The 16,141-nt window shown below is 66.1% G+C and carries 16 protein-coding genes and 1 pseudogene; 4 read left to right on the forward strand and 13 right to left on the reverse strand.

The window, feature by feature from the left end; all coding sequences use genetic code 11:
- The first annotated feature begins 17 nt into the window (after positions 1-17).
- Entirely contained in the window at positions 18-2,420 is a 2,403-nt protein-coding gene (locus ACW170_RS06080) for a TonB-dependent receptor (protein WP_492088766.1), read from the forward strand.
- Here ACW170_RS06080 and ACW170_RS06085 read toward each other — a convergent pair.
- A complete protein-coding gene (locus ACW170_RS06085) occupies positions 2,404-2,913 on the reverse strand; it encodes an isoprenylcysteine carboxyl methyltransferase family protein (RefSeq protein ID WP_492088767.1) in 510 nt (169 codons plus the stop codon). The genes ACW170_RS06080 and ACW170_RS06085 overlap by 17 nt on opposite strands.
- The gene (locus ACW170_RS06090) at positions 2,910-3,962 is read right to left on the reverse strand and encodes a type III polyketide synthase (protein ID WP_492088768.1); all 1,053 of its coding nucleotides are present in this window, start codon (positions 3,960-3,962) and stop codon (positions 2,910-2,912) included. The genes ACW170_RS06085 and ACW170_RS06090 overlap by 4 nt, the downstream gene beginning before the upstream one ends.
- Before the next feature lie 222 nt (positions 3,963-4,184).
- Here ACW170_RS06090 and ACW170_RS06095 point away from each other — a divergent pair, with 222 nt between their 5' ends.
- Positions 4,185-5,723: a DHA2 family efflux MFS transporter permease subunit gene (locus tag ACW170_RS06095; protein WP_492088769.1), complete on the forward strand. Its 1,539-nt coding sequence runs from the start codon at positions 4,185-4,187 to the stop codon at positions 5,721-5,723.
- Positions 5,724-6,075: 352 nt separating this feature from the next.
- On the opposite strand, the pseudogene ACW170_RS06100 reads toward ACW170_RS06095, so the two are convergent.
- The 5 genes and pseudogenes from ACW170_RS06100 to ACW170_RS06120 all read right to left on the reverse strand — a co-directional run bounded on the left by ACW170_RS06100 (position 6,076) and on the right by ACW170_RS06120 (position 10,100).
- Positions 6,076-7,267: pseudogene (locus tag ACW170_RS06100) on the reverse strand (IS3 family transposase).
- A 27-nt stretch (positions 7,268-7,294) separates the two neighbouring features.
- Positions 7,295-7,801, reverse strand: coding sequence for an RNA polymerase sigma factor (locus tag ACW170_RS06105; RefSeq protein WP_492088770.1), 507 nt, complete (start codon positions 7,799-7,801; stop codon positions 7,295-7,297).
- 154 nt (positions 7,802-7,955) lie between these two features.
- A complete protein-coding gene (locus tag ACW170_RS06110; RefSeq protein WP_492088771.1) occupies positions 7,956-8,786 on the reverse strand; it encodes an alpha/beta fold hydrolase in 831 nt (276 codons plus the stop codon).
- Positions 8,787-8,840: 54 nt separating this feature from the next.
- On the reverse strand, positions 8,841-9,632 hold the full coding sequence (locus ACW170_RS06115) for an alpha/beta fold hydrolase (protein WP_492088772.1): 792 nt from the start codon (positions 9,630-9,632) through the stop codon (positions 8,841-8,843).
- A gap of 174 nt (positions 9,633-9,806) precedes the next feature.
- A complete protein-coding gene (locus ACW170_RS06120) occupies positions 9,807-10,100 on the reverse strand; it encodes a DUF305 domain-containing protein (RefSeq protein ID WP_492088773.1) in 294 nt (97 codons plus the stop codon).
- Between the two features lie 215 nt (positions 10,101-10,315).
- On the opposite strand from ACW170_RS06120, the gene ACW170_RS06125 reads away from it, so the two are divergent.
- Positions 10,316-10,783, forward strand: coding sequence for a MarR family winged helix-turn-helix transcriptional regulator (locus ACW170_RS06125; protein ID WP_492088774.1), 468 nt, complete (start codon positions 10,316-10,318; stop codon positions 10,781-10,783).
- A gap of 392 nt (positions 10,784-11,175) precedes the next feature.
- Here the strand turns inward: ACW170_RS06125 and ACW170_RS06130 are convergent, their stop codons facing one another.
- Entirely contained in the window at positions 11,176-11,964 is a 789-nt protein-coding gene (locus tag ACW170_RS06130) for an SDR family oxidoreductase (protein ID WP_492088775.1), read from the reverse strand.
- Positions 11,961-12,290, reverse strand: a complete 330-nt coding sequence (locus tag ACW170_RS06135) for a nuclear transport factor 2 family protein (RefSeq protein ID WP_492088776.1) — start codon at positions 12,288-12,290, stop codon at positions 11,961-11,963. The genes ACW170_RS06130 and ACW170_RS06135 overlap by 4 nt, the downstream gene beginning before the upstream one ends.
- Before the next feature lie 131 nt (positions 12,291-12,421).
- Here ACW170_RS06135 and ACW170_RS06140 point away from each other — a divergent pair, with 131 nt between their 5' ends.
- Positions 12,422-12,805, forward strand: a complete 384-nt coding sequence (locus tag ACW170_RS06140) for a winged helix-turn-helix transcriptional regulator (protein ID WP_492088777.1) — start codon at positions 12,422-12,424, stop codon at positions 12,803-12,805.
- A gap of 85 nt (positions 12,806-12,890) precedes the next feature.
- Here the strand turns inward: ACW170_RS06140 and ACW170_RS06145 are convergent, their stop codons facing one another.
- The 4 genes from ACW170_RS06145 to ACW170_RS06160 are packed head-to-tail and all read right to left on the reverse strand — an operon-like array spanning position 12,891 to position 16,043.
- Positions 12,891-13,661, reverse strand: coding sequence for an anti-sigma factor family protein (locus ACW170_RS06145; protein ID WP_492088778.1), 771 nt, complete (start codon positions 13,659-13,661; stop codon positions 12,891-12,893).
- Positions 13,658-14,176, reverse strand: a complete 519-nt coding sequence (locus ACW170_RS06150; RefSeq protein WP_492088779.1) for a sigma-70 family RNA polymerase sigma factor — start codon at positions 14,174-14,176, stop codon at positions 13,658-13,660. Before ACW170_RS06150 ends, ACW170_RS06145 begins: the two co-directional genes overlap by 4 nt.
- A 9-nt stretch (positions 14,177-14,185) precedes the next feature.
- Entirely contained in the window at positions 14,186-15,616 is a 1,431-nt protein-coding gene (locus ACW170_RS06155) for a YncE family protein (RefSeq protein ID WP_492088780.1), read from the reverse strand.
- Positions 15,617-15,620: 4 nt separating this feature from the next.
- A complete protein-coding gene (locus tag ACW170_RS06160) occupies positions 15,621-16,043 on the reverse strand; it encodes a DUF305 domain-containing protein (RefSeq protein ID WP_492088781.1) in 423 nt (140 codons plus the stop codon).
- Positions 16,044-16,141 lie beyond the last annotated feature (98 nt).

Genomic DNA, 16,141 nt, shown 5'->3' on the forward strand with positions numbered 1-16,141 from the left:
CGCACGGGACAGGCCTATTGTATCGGACGGCCTTGGGGACGGTGCTCGCATGGAGCCTGGCAGGCGCCGCCCTGGCCGCCGAGCCGGTCCGCTTCGCCATTCCCGCTCAACGCCTGGCTGACGCCGTTCTGTCCTTCGGCAGCCAGTCAGGAGTCTCGGTCGGGTCCGGGGCGGCGGCGTCTTGCGGTCGCTCTCGGGCTGTCAGGGGGTCCTACGAGATCGAAGAGGCGCTCACCCGGCTGCTCGCTGGCACCGGCTGCACCTGGCGCCGCCTGGATTCGAGGGCCTTCGTCATCGTGCCGGCGCCGGCGGCCGAACGTCGCTGGCCATGGGCGCCGTCCCGACCCCGCGCCTCGACTGTGATCCCGGATTTAGCGCCCACCCAGCTGGGCGAGATCGTGGTGACGGCTACCAAACAGGATACCGCGCTCTCGCAGGCGCCCTATGCCCTGAGCGTCCTGGATGGCCACGACTTCGACAGCGCCACCCGGCGCGACACCGCAGACCTGGCGACGCGGCTCTCGGGCCTGACGATCACCAACCTCGGGCCGGGCCGGAACAAGGTCTTCGTCCGGGGGCTGGCCGACGGTCCTCTGACGGGTCAGACCCAGGCCATGGTCGGCCTCTATCTCGATGATACGCGGCTGACCTACGATGCGCCCGATCCCGACCTCAGGCTGATCGACGTCGCTCGCGTCGAGCTCCTGCGCGGTCCCCAGGGCACGCTGTACGGCGCGGGGTCGATAGGCGGCATCCTCCAGATCGTGACCCGCCCGCCGGACCTGACGACCTACAGCGGCGAAGTCTTCGTCGGCATGACGGCGGCCGAGGGGACCGGGATCAGCCGCTCCGTCGATCTGGTCGCCAATGCGCCTGTTCTCCGCGACCGGCTCGGCCTGCGTATTGCGGCCTATAGCGAGGTCATCACCGGCGCGATCGACGATGTGAACCTGGGCCTCGACAACACGGGCGACACCACCCGGCAGGGCGCGCGGATCGGCCTTTTGTGGAAAATCGATCCGGCCTGGACCCTGCGGCTCGGCTATGTCGCCCAGACCCTCCATTCCGATGACAGCCAGTACGGCTTCACCGCGCTCGGCGGCGAACGCCGCGCCCTGTCGCTGCGTGAACCCAGCAGCAACGATTTCGACGGACTATCGGCCACGCTGACTGGCGATCTCGGATGGGCGCGGCTCAAGATCGCCGCCGCGATGCAGAGTCATGGCCTGGACCGACGTTACGATGCGTCCTCTGCGACGGGGCGTTTCGGGGGTGTCGGGCCGACGGCCTACGACGAGAGCGACAGCATCGAGGCCCTGGTCACCGAGGCCACGCTGGCGTCGCGACCCGGCGGGCGGCTGGATTGGCTGGTCGGCGTCTTCGTGACCGAATACAGCCATGACCGGACGGGCGACCTGACCCAGCTCGCGTCCGCGTCCTCTCTGTACGACAGCCGGCGTCGCGATCATGTCGACGAGACCGCCATCTACGGGCAGGCGTCCTGGGCCTTCACGGACCGGCTGCGGGTAACAGCTGGGGCGCGTCTGTTCCGGCTTGGCGTCGAGACCCAGGCGATGGCCCATCAGGGTAACGTGACCACGGATACTCTGGATGATGCGCGATCCGACAGCGGGTTCGCGCCCAAGGTGGTCGTCGAATACGCGCTGCGTGACAATGTCCTGATCTATGTCCAGAGCAGCGAGGGCTATCGCGCCGGGGGCTTCAACGCCGGCGCCACGGTCGGCCAGGCCTATGGCTCGGTCGGCGGCCTTCAACCCTATCGGCAGTTCCGGTCCGACGAGCTGGTCAGCTACGAGGCGGGCGCCCGCATTCGGGCCTGGAACGACAGTCTTGCCGTCCGGATGGCGGTGTTCGCCATCGACTGGCGGGGCATTCAGTCCGACCGCCTTAGCGCGGACGGCCTGCCGTTCACCGGCAACATCGGCAACGCCAAGAATATAGGCTTCGAGGGCGAACTGGCCTGGGCGAGCGGGCCCTGGACGATCGACGCCAATCTGATGATCGACGATCCGGACCTGAACGATCCGGACCCCGGCTTTCCCCTGCCAGCCAAGACCAATCTTTCCGGCGTCCCGAACGTCGTCGCCAATCTGTCGGCCCGGCGGGACCTGACCGTCGTCTCCCGGCCGGCCTGGATCAGCGGTTCTCTCGGATATGTCGGCGCTTCCAGCCTGATCTTTTCGTCGACGGAGCGGTCGCCGATGGGCGACTACTGGACCTCCGACCTCGCGGCCGGCGTTGAGTTCGAGACCTGGTCCGTCAATCTGCGGCTGGACAATGTCCTGGGGTCCGAAGGGAACACCTTCGCCTATGGCAACCCCCTCCTGGTCGGCGTGACCGAGGTCACCACCCCGCAACGTCCGAGGTCCCTGGCCATCTCGATCAGCCGGCGCTTCTAGGCGGCGTCACCCTCGACAGGGCCCCGGCCTCGCTGCGAATGCGCACCCACATCATGGCGGCGTTCAACAGGGTGAAGACGACCGCATAGGTCACCAGCCCGAAGGCCAGCGGCAGGACCGCAATCTCCAACGCCACCACCACATAGTTCGGGTGCGAGACGAAACGGTAGGGGCCCCTGGTCACCAGCGGCGCGCCCGGCAGGGTGATGATCCGGGTCGTCCAGCGCCCCCCGAGAGTCGCGATGACCCAGATCCGCGCTGCCTGAAGCACCACGAAGACGGCCAGCAGCACCAGACTGATTGGGCGGTCCCACGCCAGCGCCCACAACCCCAGTAACCAGGCGCCGTGCAGCAGCACGATGAAGATATAGTGGTCCGCGCCCGTCTCGACCGCGCCCTGCGCGCGCAGGCGCCGGGTATTGTGTTCGGCCAAAAACAGCTCTCCGATCCGCTGCGCCGTGACCAGGCCGAGAACGACGAGCGAGAGGATCATGCCGCCGCCCTCAGGGTCACCGTGCTCAGGGTGAATCCCGGCCCAAGCGCCGTGACGACCGATCGGTCAGGCAGGCCCGCGCGCCTCGCCCTGTCCAGAACATAGAGCACCGTCGGCGCGGACATGTTGCCGTGGTCCGCGAGGACGGAACGCTCATGATCCAGACTGCCCTGTTCGAGAGACAGCGACCCTTCCAGGGCGTCGATGACCTTCATTCCCCCAGGGTGGCAAATGAAGCGGTCGACATCTTCGAGACCCAGGTCCTGGCGTTCCAGAATCCCGGCCATCGCCGGCCGAAGATTGTCGCGGGCGAACGGCGGGATGGCGCGGTCGAAGATGACGCCCAGGCCCGTGGGTTCGACCCGCCAGCCCATGATGTCCAGGGTGTCGGGCCAGGTGTGCTCGGCCGTGGCCGTGATGGATGCGAAGCCGGCGTCGCCACATCGGATGACGCAGGCCGCAGCTCCATCGCCGAACAGGGCCGTGGCGACGATGTCCGCCTTGGTCAGGTTTTCCATACGGAACGACAGGGTGCAGAGTTCGACCACGACCAGAAGCACGACCGCGCCTGGCGTCGCCTGCGCCAGTTTGCTGGCGAGCGCGAGACCCGTCGCGCCACCGGCGCATCCCAGCCCGAAGACCGGGACCCGGGCGGCGTCCGGCCGAAACGCCATCCGGGCCATCGCGCGGGCTTCGAGGCTGGGTGTCGCGATGCCCGTTGACGAAACCGTCACGATCACATCGACGTCGGCTCCTCGAAGCTGGGCTTCACCGAGGGCCGCCTGGGCCGCATTGGCGAACATCTCGACGGCGACGTCCAGATAGGCTTCGGTCCGTTCCGGCCAGGTGCGGGGTGTGAGATACCAGGCCAAAGGCATGGCGGACTGCCGGGTGCGGATGCCGGCCGTATCGAAGACGGGCGCCATCCTGTCGAAGCCGGGAAAACGGTTGCTGAAAAGCGTCCTGGCGACCTCGACGACGTCGGACTGGGTCATGACGTTCGGGGCGTCGGCCGTCGCGATGGAAACGAGGCGCGCGGGGGTGGGCATGGGTCTGCTCCGGCCGCACGGGGTCGCGACCGAATCCTAATCCTGCCGGCTGCGCGCAGTTCCGAAATCCTTTTTAAAATCATAAACTAATAACGCCTATCAGAGGCATGCGCATGACGGGCGCGGGCGGGGGTTTCAGGTTGATGCCGAACGAGGGGCATGACCTTACTTCTTCCGGAACCGGGCAGTTCGCCCCGATCCAGGCGTGGATGAGACGACACCATGGCGCGCACGGAGTTCGACCTGACCCGCCACCCGATCCGCCTCTGGTCGGGGTTCGTCGTGATGTGCATCGGCATGTTTATGGCAATTCTCGACATACAGGTCGTGGCGACGTCTCTCCCGACGATCCAGACCGCCCTGCGCGTGTCTCCGGATCAGATGAGCTGGGTGCAGACCGCCTATCTGATCGCCGAGGTGATCGCGATTCCGCTGACCGGCCTTCTGACCCGCGCGTTCACCATGCGATGGCTCTTCGTCGCCGCCGTGACCGTGTTCAGCCTGGCCTCCCTCGGATGCGCGCTTAGTCAGGACTTCGGGGTCTTAATCGTCTGGCGCGTGATCCAGGGCTTCTCGGGCGGCACGTTGATCCCCGCTGTCTTCTCAGCCGTTTTTCTGTTGTTCCCCGAGCGGCGGCAAGGGATCGCCACGACGATCGCCGGCGTGGTGGCGGTCCTGGCGCCGACCGTGGGACCGATCGTCGGCGGCTGGATCACCCAGACCTTTTCCTGGCACTGGCTTTTTCTGATCAACCTCGGACCGGGCGTCGCCTGCGCCCTAGCAGCCAGCTTTCTGCTTCCGCGTGAGAAGCCAGATCCAGCTCAGGTGGGGCGGCTGGATTTCGTGACGCTCGGCATGATGGCCGTCGCTCTCGCCGCCCTCGAGATAGTATTGAAGGAGGCGCCGCAGCGGGGATGGGCCTCGCCTCTGGTGCTCGGTCTTGGCGCGCTGACGCTCATATCTGGATACGGCTTCGTTCGTCGGAGCCTGGTTAGGGCGTCGCCCATCGTGGAACTGCGGACGCTCGCGAATCGAAGCTTCACTATCGGATGCGTCCTCAGCTTCGTGCTTGGCATCGGCCTGTTCGGTTCGGTCTATCTGATGCCGGTCTTCCTCGCCTTCGTCCGGGGGCACGGGCCCCTGGCCATCGGATCGATCATGTTGGCGACAGGCCTCGCTCAACTCGCCGCCGCACCCGTCGCAGTCGCGCTGGAGCGGCGTCTGGACCCGCGCCTCCTGACAGGTTTCGGCTTCGCTTTGTTCGCGACCGGCCTTGCGATGAGCGCCTTCCAGACGACGGAGACCGACTTCGCCCAGATGCTGTGGCCTCAGATCATCCGCGGCGTCGCCATCATGTTCTGCCTGCTGCCTCCGACCCGGCTGGCCTTGGGCAACCTGCCGCTGAAGCAGGTTCCGGACGCCAGCGGCCTGTTCAACCTGATGCGCAATCTCGGCGGCGCAATAGGCCTCGCCTTGATCGACACGGTGATCTACGGGCGCGCGCCGATGCTGGGCCGCCAGATTGTGTCGCGATTGCAGGCGGGGGATATCGAGACAGCTCAAGCCCTTGGGATCCCGATTTCACTCTTCTCCAGCCGGATAAGGCAACCCATCGACACAGCCACGATCGCGGCTCTCGCGCCCCTGGTCGAGAAGCTGGCTCTGGTGCGCGCCATCAACGAGGCCTGGTTGTTGATCGCAATCCTGACGGTGCTGGCGCTCTGTATGGTGCCGTATGCAAAGCGGCCGATCGCGCGGTGACGCTGAGCCTGTCGGCAGCATACTTGAGTGCCTGCACCGGGACGGCCGACTGAATGTCGCTTTTTCGATCAAAGCCCGGTGGCTGCTTCTGGCGCGTTGCTGACGTCAGGGACGTGCCCGAGCCCGCACTCTGCAGCTAAGCGTTGAACCTCACGACAGGTGTGAGGTGAAGCGGGGTGCGAGCTCCCGCACCCAACGATACCTCACACTCCGGCGTGAGGCTCTGATCTGAAGAAACCCCACGCGCTACGGCCGTGGGGTTTTCTGCGTTCTGGTCTCCACTGAGACCCAACAGGACGGCCAGGCTGCCGTGGACGCGCAGATTGATCTTCCCCCGCAAAAGTGGACGGGGTTAAGCCGCTCTGCGTTCGGCCTCGGCGGGGCTGATATAGCCCAGTGACGAGTGCAGGCGACGGGGGTTGTAGAAGCCTTCGATGTATCCGAACAGGTCTCGCCGGGCCTGGTCGCGGGTGGCGTAGACGCGGTGATGGACACGCTCGGTTTTGAGGGTGTGGAAGAAGCTTTCCATAGGCGCATTGTCCCAGCAGTCACCCTTGCGGCTCATGGACGGCGTGATGCCGGATCGGGCCAGGGCTGATCGATAAGCTTCGGCGGCATACTGGATTCCACGATCGGAATGGTGGATCAGGCCAGGCGCGGGGCGCTGGCGTTCGACGGCCATGTTGAGGGCGTCCAGAGCGATCTCGGTGTGCAGGGTCTGGCGCATGGACCAGCCGACGATCTTGCGGGTGTGCATGTCGAGGATGGCGGCGAGGTAGAGCCAGCCTTCACCCGTTGGGATATAGGTCAGATCGGCGAGCCAGACCTGGTTGGGCGCCGCCGCCTCGAAGTTCCGGGCCAGCCGGTTGGGCGCGATCGGATAGCCGTGGCGACTGTTCGTTGTCCGGGCGCGACGCGGCAAGGCCGCCAATCCTCTCAGGCCAGCGCGGCGCATCAGCCGTTCCACGCGGGAGCGACCGATCCGACGCCCATGCCGACGCAGGGTGGCGTGAATGCGCGGCGAGCCGTAGCAGCCGCTGCTCTCGGCATGGATCAAACGGATATCCTCGGTCAGCTCGCGATTGGCGACCGACGGCCGGCTCTCGGGGCGACCGCGCCAGGCGTAGTAACCGCTGGCCGACAGCCCCAGGACCGCGCACATCACGCGGACAGGCCAGACCTGACGATGCCCATCGACGAACCCGAACTTCATCGGGAGGTCGCTCCGAAGATGAGCGCGGCTTTTTTTAGGATGTGGCTCCGCCGACCTTCGGTTCGCGCTCCATCCGAAGCTGACCGTTCTCCCGTCGTAACCGGGCCAACTCCGCCGCCATGTCCGACGGCGACGGGGACGACGCCTGCGTTGTGGGGCGCCGCGACGTCCCCGTCGCCTGCACCCCGAACTGCGTCATCCATCGACGCAGCACCGTCTCGTGCAGCCCGAGCTCGCGGGCAACCGCCCCGGCGCTCAGGCCGCTGTTGGCGACCCGATCAACGGCCTCACGCTTGAAAGAATCCGGGAAGTTCCGGCGTTGAACACTCATCAGACACTCCTCTCCAGCTTCGAAAAGCTAGCATGGGTGTCCACCAAAACGAGGGAGGATCAGATCGGTCGTATCGAACCCATAGCTGACCGCCTTGACGCTGAGCCGGAGGTCAGCCGCGATGGCTGCGCAGCTCTGGTGTTGGACGCGGCGACGGATGATGATGTCCCGTCTCAAGGCGGGCATTCTGGCCAAGGCGCGCTTCAGGATCTCGACAGCTTCGCGGCCTTCGATGACCCGGTCCGGCGCCGGTTCGGCGCTGGCCAGGGTTTCGCTCAGTTCCACCTGACCCCATCGATTTTCACGGCGGAAATGCTCTTTCACGAGATTCTCCGCGATACGAAGGGCCAGGCCGTACAGGTTGTCGATCGGCACGCCGTTGCGGCCGTATTGCACGAGCCGCAGCACTGTCTCCTGGGCCACGTCCTCGGACAGGTCGGAACGGCCGAGGCGCCGACGCGCGAGGCGGCGAACGAAGTCACGGATCGGCGCCCAATCCTCTGACGCCTGACTGTCATCGCGGTCATATGCCAACGGCGCCCCCACCGTTGGGCGCTCTACCGGCTCATTGTGAAGTTCGCATGTCGCGAGGCCGTCGACGCGTGGGCCCCTTGCCCCTTGCGACCTTGGGGCGAAGGGCGGCTGTTGAATGCAGGAGGCGAGGTCCCGCACTCAACAGCCGGCGGTCTTATCCTTGAATAAACGCCAGCAGATCGGCGTTGACGACGTTCGGATGGGTCGCGAACAGCCCGTGTGACAGACCGGGATAGGTCTTCAGGGTTCCGTTCGACAACAGCTTGATGGCCTGGTGCGCTGACGCGTCGATCGGCACGACCTGATCATCCTCGCCGTGCAGCAGGAGCACCGGCAGGGACACGGCCTTCAGGTCCTCGGTGAAGTCGGTTTCGGAGAAGGCGGTGATGCAGTCGTACTGAGCCTTTGCCCCGCCCGCCATGCCCTGGCGCCACCAGTTGCGGATCAGGCCTTCGCTCACCTCCACCCCTTCTCGGTTGAAGCCGTAGAAGGGACCCGACGGCACATCGAGGAAGAACTGCGCGCGGTTCTGCTTGAGCGCGTCACGGAACCCGTCGAACACCGCCATCGGCAGGCCGCCGGGATAGGCCGCCGTAGCCAGCATGATCGGCGGCACGGCGCCGATCAGTACGGCCTTGGCGACGCGGCCGGGCCGGCTGCGGGCGACGTAGCGGATCACCTCGCCCCCGCCGGTGGAGTGACCGATATGGATGGCGTTCTTCAGGTCGAGCGCCTCGGCCAGTTCCGCGACGTCCGCGGCGTAGGTGTCCATGTCGTTCCCCGTATCGGTCTGGTCCGATCGACCGTGGCCGCGGCGATCATGGGCGATGACGCGAAATCCCTTGTCCAGGAAGAACAGCATCTGGTTGTCCCAGTCGTCGGCGCTGAGCGGCCAGCCGTGGTGGAAGACGATGGGTTGAGCGTCCTTGGGGCCCCAGTCCTTGTAGAACAGGCGGGTGTCGTCGGAGAGGGTCAGGTAAGTCATGGCTATGTCCTTTGAGGGTGGTTTGAGGCGAAGGTTTCGGTCGGTTTGCAGGCGTCAGTTCGGCCGGTCGCCGGCGCTGCGGGCGGCCTGATCGATCAAGTCGGCGACGGCGTGCGGTTGTGAGATCATCGGGACGTGGCTGGCGCGAATCTCGACCTTGACGGCGCCGATCTTCTCGGCCTGCTGACGCAGCATGGCGGGGGCGATGGCGGCGTCCTCGGTGGCGACGATGAACCAGCTCGGGCGCGTCCTCCAGGCGGCCTGGGTGACCGGCGTGGCGAAGGCCGACATGGCGATGGGCACCTGCGAGTCGCGCATGAAGGCGGCGTCGGCGTCGCTGACGTCGGCGGCGAACCCTTCCTGGAAGCGTTCGGCGCTGATGAAGCCGAATCCGTCGGCCTGTTCCTCGATCACGAAGGTCGAGGGGATGCCGAAGCCCTTATACTGGTCCCCGGCCGTCTCGCCGACATCGGCCGTCAGGGCGGAGACATAGACCAGGCCCTTCACCTTTTCGTCGACCCCGGCCTCGGTGATCACCACGCCGCCCCACGAGTGGCCGACAAGGATGGTTCCGCCGTCCTGGCGGGCGAGGGCGCGCCGCGTGGCGGCCACGTCGTCGGCCAGGGAGGTGAGGGGGTTCTGGACGATGGTCACCCGGTAGCCGCGAGCGGTCAGGTCGTCATAGACGGCCCTCCAGCCCGAGCCGTCGGCGAAGGCGCCGTGGACGAGAACGACGTTGCGGACGGTCTGAGCCGCCGGAATCGTCTGGACGGACTGGGCCTGAGCGGCTCCGCCGATGCTGGCGGCGCCGACGGCGGCGAGGAGGATGTTGCGGAATTTGGTCATGGTCGTTTCCTTCGGGGGGACTGGGTACGAACTTGAGAATGAGGAGATAATCGCGATAACATTTATCGCGCAAATCAAAGGTGCTCGATGCTACTTCTCATGTCAAGCCAATAATTATCGCGATATATACATTTCCGCCGCCTTTGAGTTTGAGGCGTCGCCCTGGGGTACGGATCAGCCTCCGTGAGCGTGGGCGAGCCGCCGGATCTGGTTGTTACGGCTATGGCGCAGCACGGCTACGGCCATGTCGATGCCGCCCTGATGGTGGGGGATCAACATTGCGGCGAAGTCGCGATCGATGTCGCCCGTGGGCTTGATCTCCATGGCGGCGAGCATCCGGGCCGTAGCAGCATCGTTTTCGGCCATGAACTGCTCGGACGGCGTGCTGGCCGCCAGCGGCGCCGCGACCCCCAGCACGGCGAGGACGGCGAAGGCGGCCACGGGCTTGCGAAAGAAGACGGTCGGCATGGTGGGCGTTGGCTCGGCGGGAGATTTTGACGTTAGACGTCTCAAGAAGGCTGATTATTCCCGGCCGCGAAAATTTTGCGTGCGCCCGGTGCGCAGCGCGCCGCCTCCGTTCGGGCGAGCGGCCTGAGAGGAAAGGGCAAGGCCTCTACCGGTCTTGTGAAGCGAATTATTATCGCGATATAACTCGTGTCCTGTGCAGGAGTGAGTAGCCCCGAATGTCAAAATCCAAAGGTCCGGTCCCGATGGACGACCAGCTCTGCTTCACCGTCTATTCGACCGGCATGGCCATTCAACGGGCGTACAAGCCCCTGCTGGACGAACTGGGCGTCACCTATCCGCAATATCTCGTGATGAACGTCCTGTGGCGGGAGGACGGCCTAACGGTCGGCGACATTGCGGAGGAATTGGCGCTGGAGCCCAGCACCATGACGCCCTTGCTGAAGCGGCTCGAGAGCGCCGGCCTTGTCAGGCGGGCGCGCAATCCCGAGAACGAGCGCCAGGTGGTGATCACCCTGACCGGCGAGGGCCGCGCCCTGCGCGAGCGTGCGGGGTGTCTGGGCGAGGCTCTGCTGGACGCTTCGGGACAGACCGCGCCCGAGCTCGGCGATCTCAACACGCGCCTCAAGTCCTTGCGCAACGCCGTCTACGAAAGCCTCGCGTTGCGGAAGTCGACGCAGGGTTAGGGGCTGAAGGCGTCCGACTTGACGCTTTTTCTCAACCTCCGCTACGGCCCTGGCCGAGGCTGGAAGCGATATTCTTCTAGGTGTCGTCCAGCGTGCACGGTCGCGAAGCGAGGATCGGCCGACAGATTGTCGCAGACGGTGCAGCGGCCCTGAAGAATGGTGTGAGTGCAGAAGGCTCAACTGCGTGGGAACCGAGTGCTGCACGAGCTGCCGGGCGTCGGCAGCAATCTTCAGGGCCATGTCTCGCTCGGCTGGGAGTACCGAGAGCCGATCGCGCCGCACAACAGCGGCAGCGTGTCTATGGCTTGCAGGGCCTGCGCATCGCCGACGGCTCCATCACCACCCCGGTGGCGACGGGGCAATACCCAGGCCCCTTGCGCGATCGTCGCCGGTCAGACGGTCGGGATCGTCCCGCCGTCAATGACGAACTCGCCGCCGTGGATTGAGGCGGCCCGGTCCGACGCGAGGAATGCGATCAGATCGGCGACTTCTTCCGGCTGGGCTGGACGCCCGATCGGAATTCCGCCGAGCGCCGCGAGCACGCTCTCACGAGCATCCTCAATTGTGCCGCCGGAGCTCGCGGCCAGACGCTGCATCAGGGCGTCGGAGGCTTCCGTATAGATCCAGCCGGGGGAGACGACGTTCACCCGCACCCCCTTGGGGCCCAGCTCCTTGGACAGGGCCTTGCTGTAGGTTGTCAGGGCGGCCTTGGCGGCGGCGTAAGGAATCGTGGAGTCGTGAAGCGGTAGTGTGGCCTGGATTGAAGAGACGTGGATCACCACGCCTCTCCCCTGAGCGATCATGTCCGGCACGAGCAGGCGGTCCAGCCGCACGGCCGGCAAGAGATTGAGGTCGAGCTCGTTGCGCCAGTGCTCGTCAGTGGCGGCCGCGAAGCCGCCGCCCGGCGTGGAGGAGCCGCCGACCACATGGGCCAGGATGTCCACGCCGCCCAGACGTTCTCGCGCAGCCGACGCCAGGATCTCGGCGCCTTCCGGCGTCGTCAGGTCCGCCTGTACGAACTCGAAACCGTCGATGGCGGCCGGCGCCGTGCGGGCGGCGGTAATCACCCGCGCCCCTCCCGCCAGAAAGCGTTCGACCGTGGCGCGTCCGGCGCCCTTGGTGCCGGCGGTGACGAGAATACGTTTGCCCGCGAACTCGGCGGGGTCGCTACGCGGGCTCATGCGGTGATCTCCAGGGCCTTGATGGCGTCGTTTTCAAGCGTGAACCGCTTGGTGAAGCGGATCGGGCTGCCCTTGAAGGCGCCATGGGTGAGGCCTTCCACCACGAACTGTTGGCCCTCATGGCGGGCGGCGTCAGGCGTGAAGACGGCCTTGGCGGCGACGACGGCGTCCTCGAGCCATCGGCGCAGTTCGGCGTGGCCCTGGTGGCGACCGCCGTCGTCGTGAACCACGGCGTCGGGGGCGAAGGGGGCCAGCATGGCGTCGACGTCGAGCCGGGCGGCGCCGGCGACATAGTCTGCGATGGGTTTGGGAAGCGGGGGCGTCATGACGATCTCCTCAGCGACGGATTGCGCTGGGGCAGACGTGGAAGTATGCTACGGAAATGGCAAGAACAGACGAAAAACTCAGTAGCGCACTAAAAAGTAAGCGGGTTGATTACACGCCCCAAACCGCCGCCGTGAGCGCGCAGAACGTGATCCGCGTGCTGGAGGGGCGGTGGAAGCTGGTCATTCTGTTTCAGCTGTTTGGAGCCAAGGTCCGCCGATTTTCGGAGCTGGAGCGGGCGATTCCAGGCGTGTCGCAAAAGATGCTGATCCAGCAACTGCGCCAGCTGGAGCGCGACGGCGTGGTCGCGCGCGTGGTCCATCCCGAGGTTCCGCCCCGCGTCGAATACCACCTGACGCAATGGGGCCAGACTCTGTGCCCCGTGCTCGACCAGCTTCTCAGCTGGGCGGAGTCTGCGCCCCAGGACGTGCGCGCGCGACTCATCAACGAGGAAACGTCGGAGCGGGAGCACGCTGACGAGGCCCCGTCCTCACAGTCCGCATCCAGCCCGTTCTGAGTGAAGCCTCAGAGCCGCGATGGTGGCCGCTCGCGAACGCCACGACCCTTCAAGGCGGTTCGAAGCGAGGATCGTCTGGATGGGGTCAGGAGAAGGCCTGCCGGCGCACGTCCTCGGCGACGGGAAGCAGATCGGTCGAGGCGCGGGGCGCGACGACGCTGAAACCGAGGCCGTTCTTCGACCAGGTCACGCCGTCGAGCATTCCATAGGACCGCTCGGACATGGGGCGGTTCCTGTCGATCTCCATCGGCCGCACCATCACCGTCAGCCGGTCGCCGAACGTCCCATCGTAGACGAAGAGGGCGGCCGGGCCGTTGGGAGTCGTCACAAGTCGTCCGCCAAGGAAACTATAGCCGGCGCCCTGCAGATCAGGGGCCTGCACCGGCGCATCGAGACGTTCGGACACCCAGCGGGTCAGCGTCGCGCGCTGGTCGGAAGCCAGCTCGACGGGACGAAGCGTGTCGGAGGCGTAGACGGTATAGTTGTCGACGGCCTCACGGCTGAGCGCGTCGATCCCCCGCGCGGGCGGGGCGACCGCTGCACGTCCAAACCAACCCGACAAGCCGCCGATGCAGAGGATGGCGACGGCCGCCGCGAACCGATGTCTTCCAGCCAGGGCCTTTCGGCGACGTTCGGCGAGGGTTTTCAGACTGAGTTCCGCAGGCAGGGGTTGATCAGCGAAGGGCGCCAGGGCCTCGCGCAAAGCCTCGCCCTGTCGGCGGTAAGCCGCGAGTCGGGCCCGTTCTTCAGGGTGGGCGTCCAGATAGCGCCGCACTGCGGCGTGCCGGCCCTCTTCGAGCGCGCCGTCAAGAAACGCATGAAGCTCGTCTTCGCCAATCGGGCGGTCGGCGGTCATTTGACCCTCCTGAGATGCGATTTGACGGGCGCGCCTTCGGCCAGGGCGGCGGCCAGGCGGGCGCGTCCGCGCGAGAGACGCGACATGACCGTGCCGAGCGGTACGCCCAGAACACGGGCGGCTTCAGCATAGGGCAGGGCCTCGACCGTCACCAGCAGGATCACGCTGCGGTATTCATCAGGCAAACTATCCAAGGCGCGCAGAACATCGGCGCGGTCCAGCCCATGCTCCTGCGCCGGCGCCACGGACAGCGATCTTTGATCGACCGTGTCGATCGGCGCCATCACGCCCCGTCGACTCAACTTGCGCCACCGGTTGACCGCCAGATTGTGCAGTATGGCGTAGAGCCAGCTGCGCGTGTCGTTGTCGGCGCGGCGCTGGCCCCAGCGGGTGACGGCACGTTCCAGACAATCCTGAACAAGGTCGTCGGCTTCGGCCGGATCGCGAACCAGGGCGTTGGCGTAACGCCGCAGCCCTGGGATCACCGGCTCGATCAAATGCTCCATGTCCGTCATGCGTGCACCCTAGGGCTCCAGGACTTGGATCTGCACCGGGGCGCCGGGCGAGACCGCCGTGCCGGATGAGATCACCAGGTAGCGGCGGTCCGCGCCCTGTTCGGCGCGCACCTGTTGGCGGATGGGCCCCAGCGCATTCACGATGGCGCCGCCGGCGGGATTGGTCATGAAGGCGGCGATCGGCTCCAGGGGGCCGGAGCCGTCCGGCGACTTCGCCAGGGCCAGGATATGGGGCGTGCGCGGCTTTAGTCCGGACACCGCTCCCTGAATGACCTGAATCAGGCCCTGATCATACAGGCTGATGGTTGTGCCGGCCTCCGTCCCGTCGCTGACGCGCATGCGGATCAGGACCGAACCGCCCTCTGACCGGGGCTGCAGGTTCTGGTCGCCCGCGCCGGTGGGGACCGCGCCGGGCACATAGACGAGCGCCTGGGGCGCCTGGCCGACGCCCACATTGGTCACGACCGTGTTGGAGGCGGTGTCGATCACCGCCAGTTCACCGGCGTTCTCCAGTCCGACATAAATCCGCGAGCCGTCGGGCGACGCCCAGAGGCCATGGGGCAAGGCGCCGACGGGGATGGTCGCAACGTGGCTGAAGTCGTCGGTGCGGAAGACCTTGACGACGTTCTCCCCGCCCACGGTGACATAGGCGAACTGGCCGCGCTCAGTTTGGGCGAAGTTGACGTGGTTGGTGAGGGGCCCGGTGTCCAGCGTCGTGAGCACATCGAACGGCGCGCGGGCGTTGAAGGCCACCGTCTTGCCGATGTCCTTGAGAGTGAACCAGACTTGCGCCCCGTCCGGCGAGGCGGCGATGTTGGGGCAGAAGGCGCTGGGCTGGGCGACCTCTCCGACGATCTCATGGGTGGCCACGTCCACCACCACGGTCTTGGGATTGAAGGACGAGCAGATGTAGCCGTAGCGACCGTCCGGCGAGAAGATGGTCATGCCTGGCCCGCCCGGCGTCTTGATGCGGCGGATTTCTTCGTAGCTGACCGGGTCGATCACCGAGACATAATCCTCGCCGCGCACCGTCACCCACAACTCCCTGCCGTCAGGCGTGAAGAAGGCCTCGTGCGGAGAACGGCCGATATAGGTGACGTGCTTCACGACATTGGTGGCCGTGTCGATGAAGCTGATCGAGTTGGACCCGATCGAAACCACGGCCAGCGTCCTACCGTCGGGCGAGAAGCCCAGGCCGTGGACAAGCAACTGCCCCCGGTACAGCGGGCTGAGGTTTGCGGGCGCCGGGTCGCCCAGCCTTATCAGGCCCACCAGCCGGTTGGTGGAGGGATCGGTCACCGACACGGTGTTCGAGAACTGCTCTGCGGCGTAGATGCGGTCGCGGGCGGAAATCGGACCGATCGGGCTCGTCTGGGCTTGGGCGTTGGCGGCCAAGAGAACGGCTGAAAGACCGGTCGCGAGCAAGGTCTGGCGCTGCATGGGCTCAGCCTCCGTGATGATGGGCGGATGGAACGCCACGCGGCGCAGAGGGCGAGGGATTGGTCGGGGCGGGGTAGGCGGCGGGCAGCGGCTGGTCCACCGCCAGTCGCAGGGCGGCGATTTCCTGCTGCTGCTCAACGATGATCTCCTGGGCAAGTCGCCGGATTTGGTCGTTTCGGCTATGACGCAACACCGCCACCGCCATGTCGATACCGCCCTGATGATGAGGGATCATCATGGCGACGAAGTCGCGATCGATATCGCCGGTTGGGGTGATCTCCATGGCGGCGTGCATATGGGCCATCGCCGCGTCGTTCTCGGCCATGAACTGCTCAGAAGGCGTGCTGGCGGCCAGCGGCGCGGCGAGGCCCAGCACGGCCAGGGCGGCGAGGGGCGCCACGGATTTGCGCAAGGAGATAGTCGGCATGGTCGGCCTCAGCTCGGATGGGGTGGTGCTGACATAGACGTCGCCAGAGGGCCGATTATTCCCGCCCGCCGAATATTTTCTGCGCGCCAGAGAGCCTT

Source organism: Brevundimonas sp. FV2ps16 (assembly GCF_058681075.1).

Excerpts from the sequence above, each read along its gene's own strand:
- ACW170_RS06085 (WP_492088767.1), bottom strand. The coding sequence starts at position 2,913 with ATGATCCTCTCGCTCGTCGTTCTCGGCCTGGTCACGGCGCAGCGGATC.
- ACW170_RS06090 (WP_492088768.1), bottom strand. The coding sequence starts at position 3,962 with ATGCCCACCCCCGCGCGCCTCGTTTCCATCGCGACGGCCGACGCCCCG.
- ACW170_RS06095 (WP_492088769.1), top strand. The coding sequence starts at position 4,185 with ATGGCGCGCACGGAGTTCGACCTGACCCGCCACCCGATCCGCCTCTGG.
- ACW170_RS06110 (WP_492088771.1), bottom strand. The coding sequence starts at position 8,786 with ATGACTTACCTGACCCTCTCCGACGACACCCGCCTGTTCTACAAGGAC.
- ACW170_RS06115 (WP_492088772.1), bottom strand. The coding sequence starts at position 9,632 with ATGACCAAATTCCGCAACATCCTCCTCGCCGCCGTCGGCGCCGCCAGC.
- ACW170_RS06120 (WP_492088773.1), bottom strand. The coding sequence starts at position 10,100 with ATGCCGACCGTCTTCTTTCGCAAGCCCGTGGCCGCCTTCGCCGTCCTC.
- ACW170_RS06125 (WP_492088774.1), top strand. The coding sequence starts at position 10,316 with ATGTCAAAATCCAAAGGTCCGGTCCCGATGGACGACCAGCTCTGCTTC.
- ACW170_RS06130 (WP_492088775.1), bottom strand. The coding sequence starts at position 11,964 with ATGAGCCCGCGTAGCGACCCCGCCGAGTTCGCGGGCAAACGTATTCTC.
- ACW170_RS06135 (WP_492088776.1), bottom strand. The coding sequence starts at position 12,290 with ATGACGCCCCCGCTTCCCAAACCCATCGCAGACTATGTCGCCGGCGCC.
- ACW170_RS06145 (WP_492088778.1), bottom strand. The coding sequence starts at position 13,661 with ATGACCGCCGACCGCCCGATTGGCGAAGACGAGCTTCATGCGTTTCTT.
- ACW170_RS06150 (WP_492088779.1), bottom strand. The coding sequence starts at position 14,176 with ATGACGGACATGGAGCATTTGATCGAGCCGGTGATCCCAGGGCTGCGG.
- ACW170_RS06155 (WP_492088780.1), bottom strand. The coding sequence starts at position 15,616 with ATGCAGCGCCAGACCTTGCTCGCGACCGGTCTTTCAGCCGTTCTCTTG.
- ACW170_RS06160 (WP_492088781.1), bottom strand. The coding sequence starts at position 16,043 with ATGCCGACTATCTCCTTGCGCAAATCCGTGGCGCCCCTCGCCGCCCTG.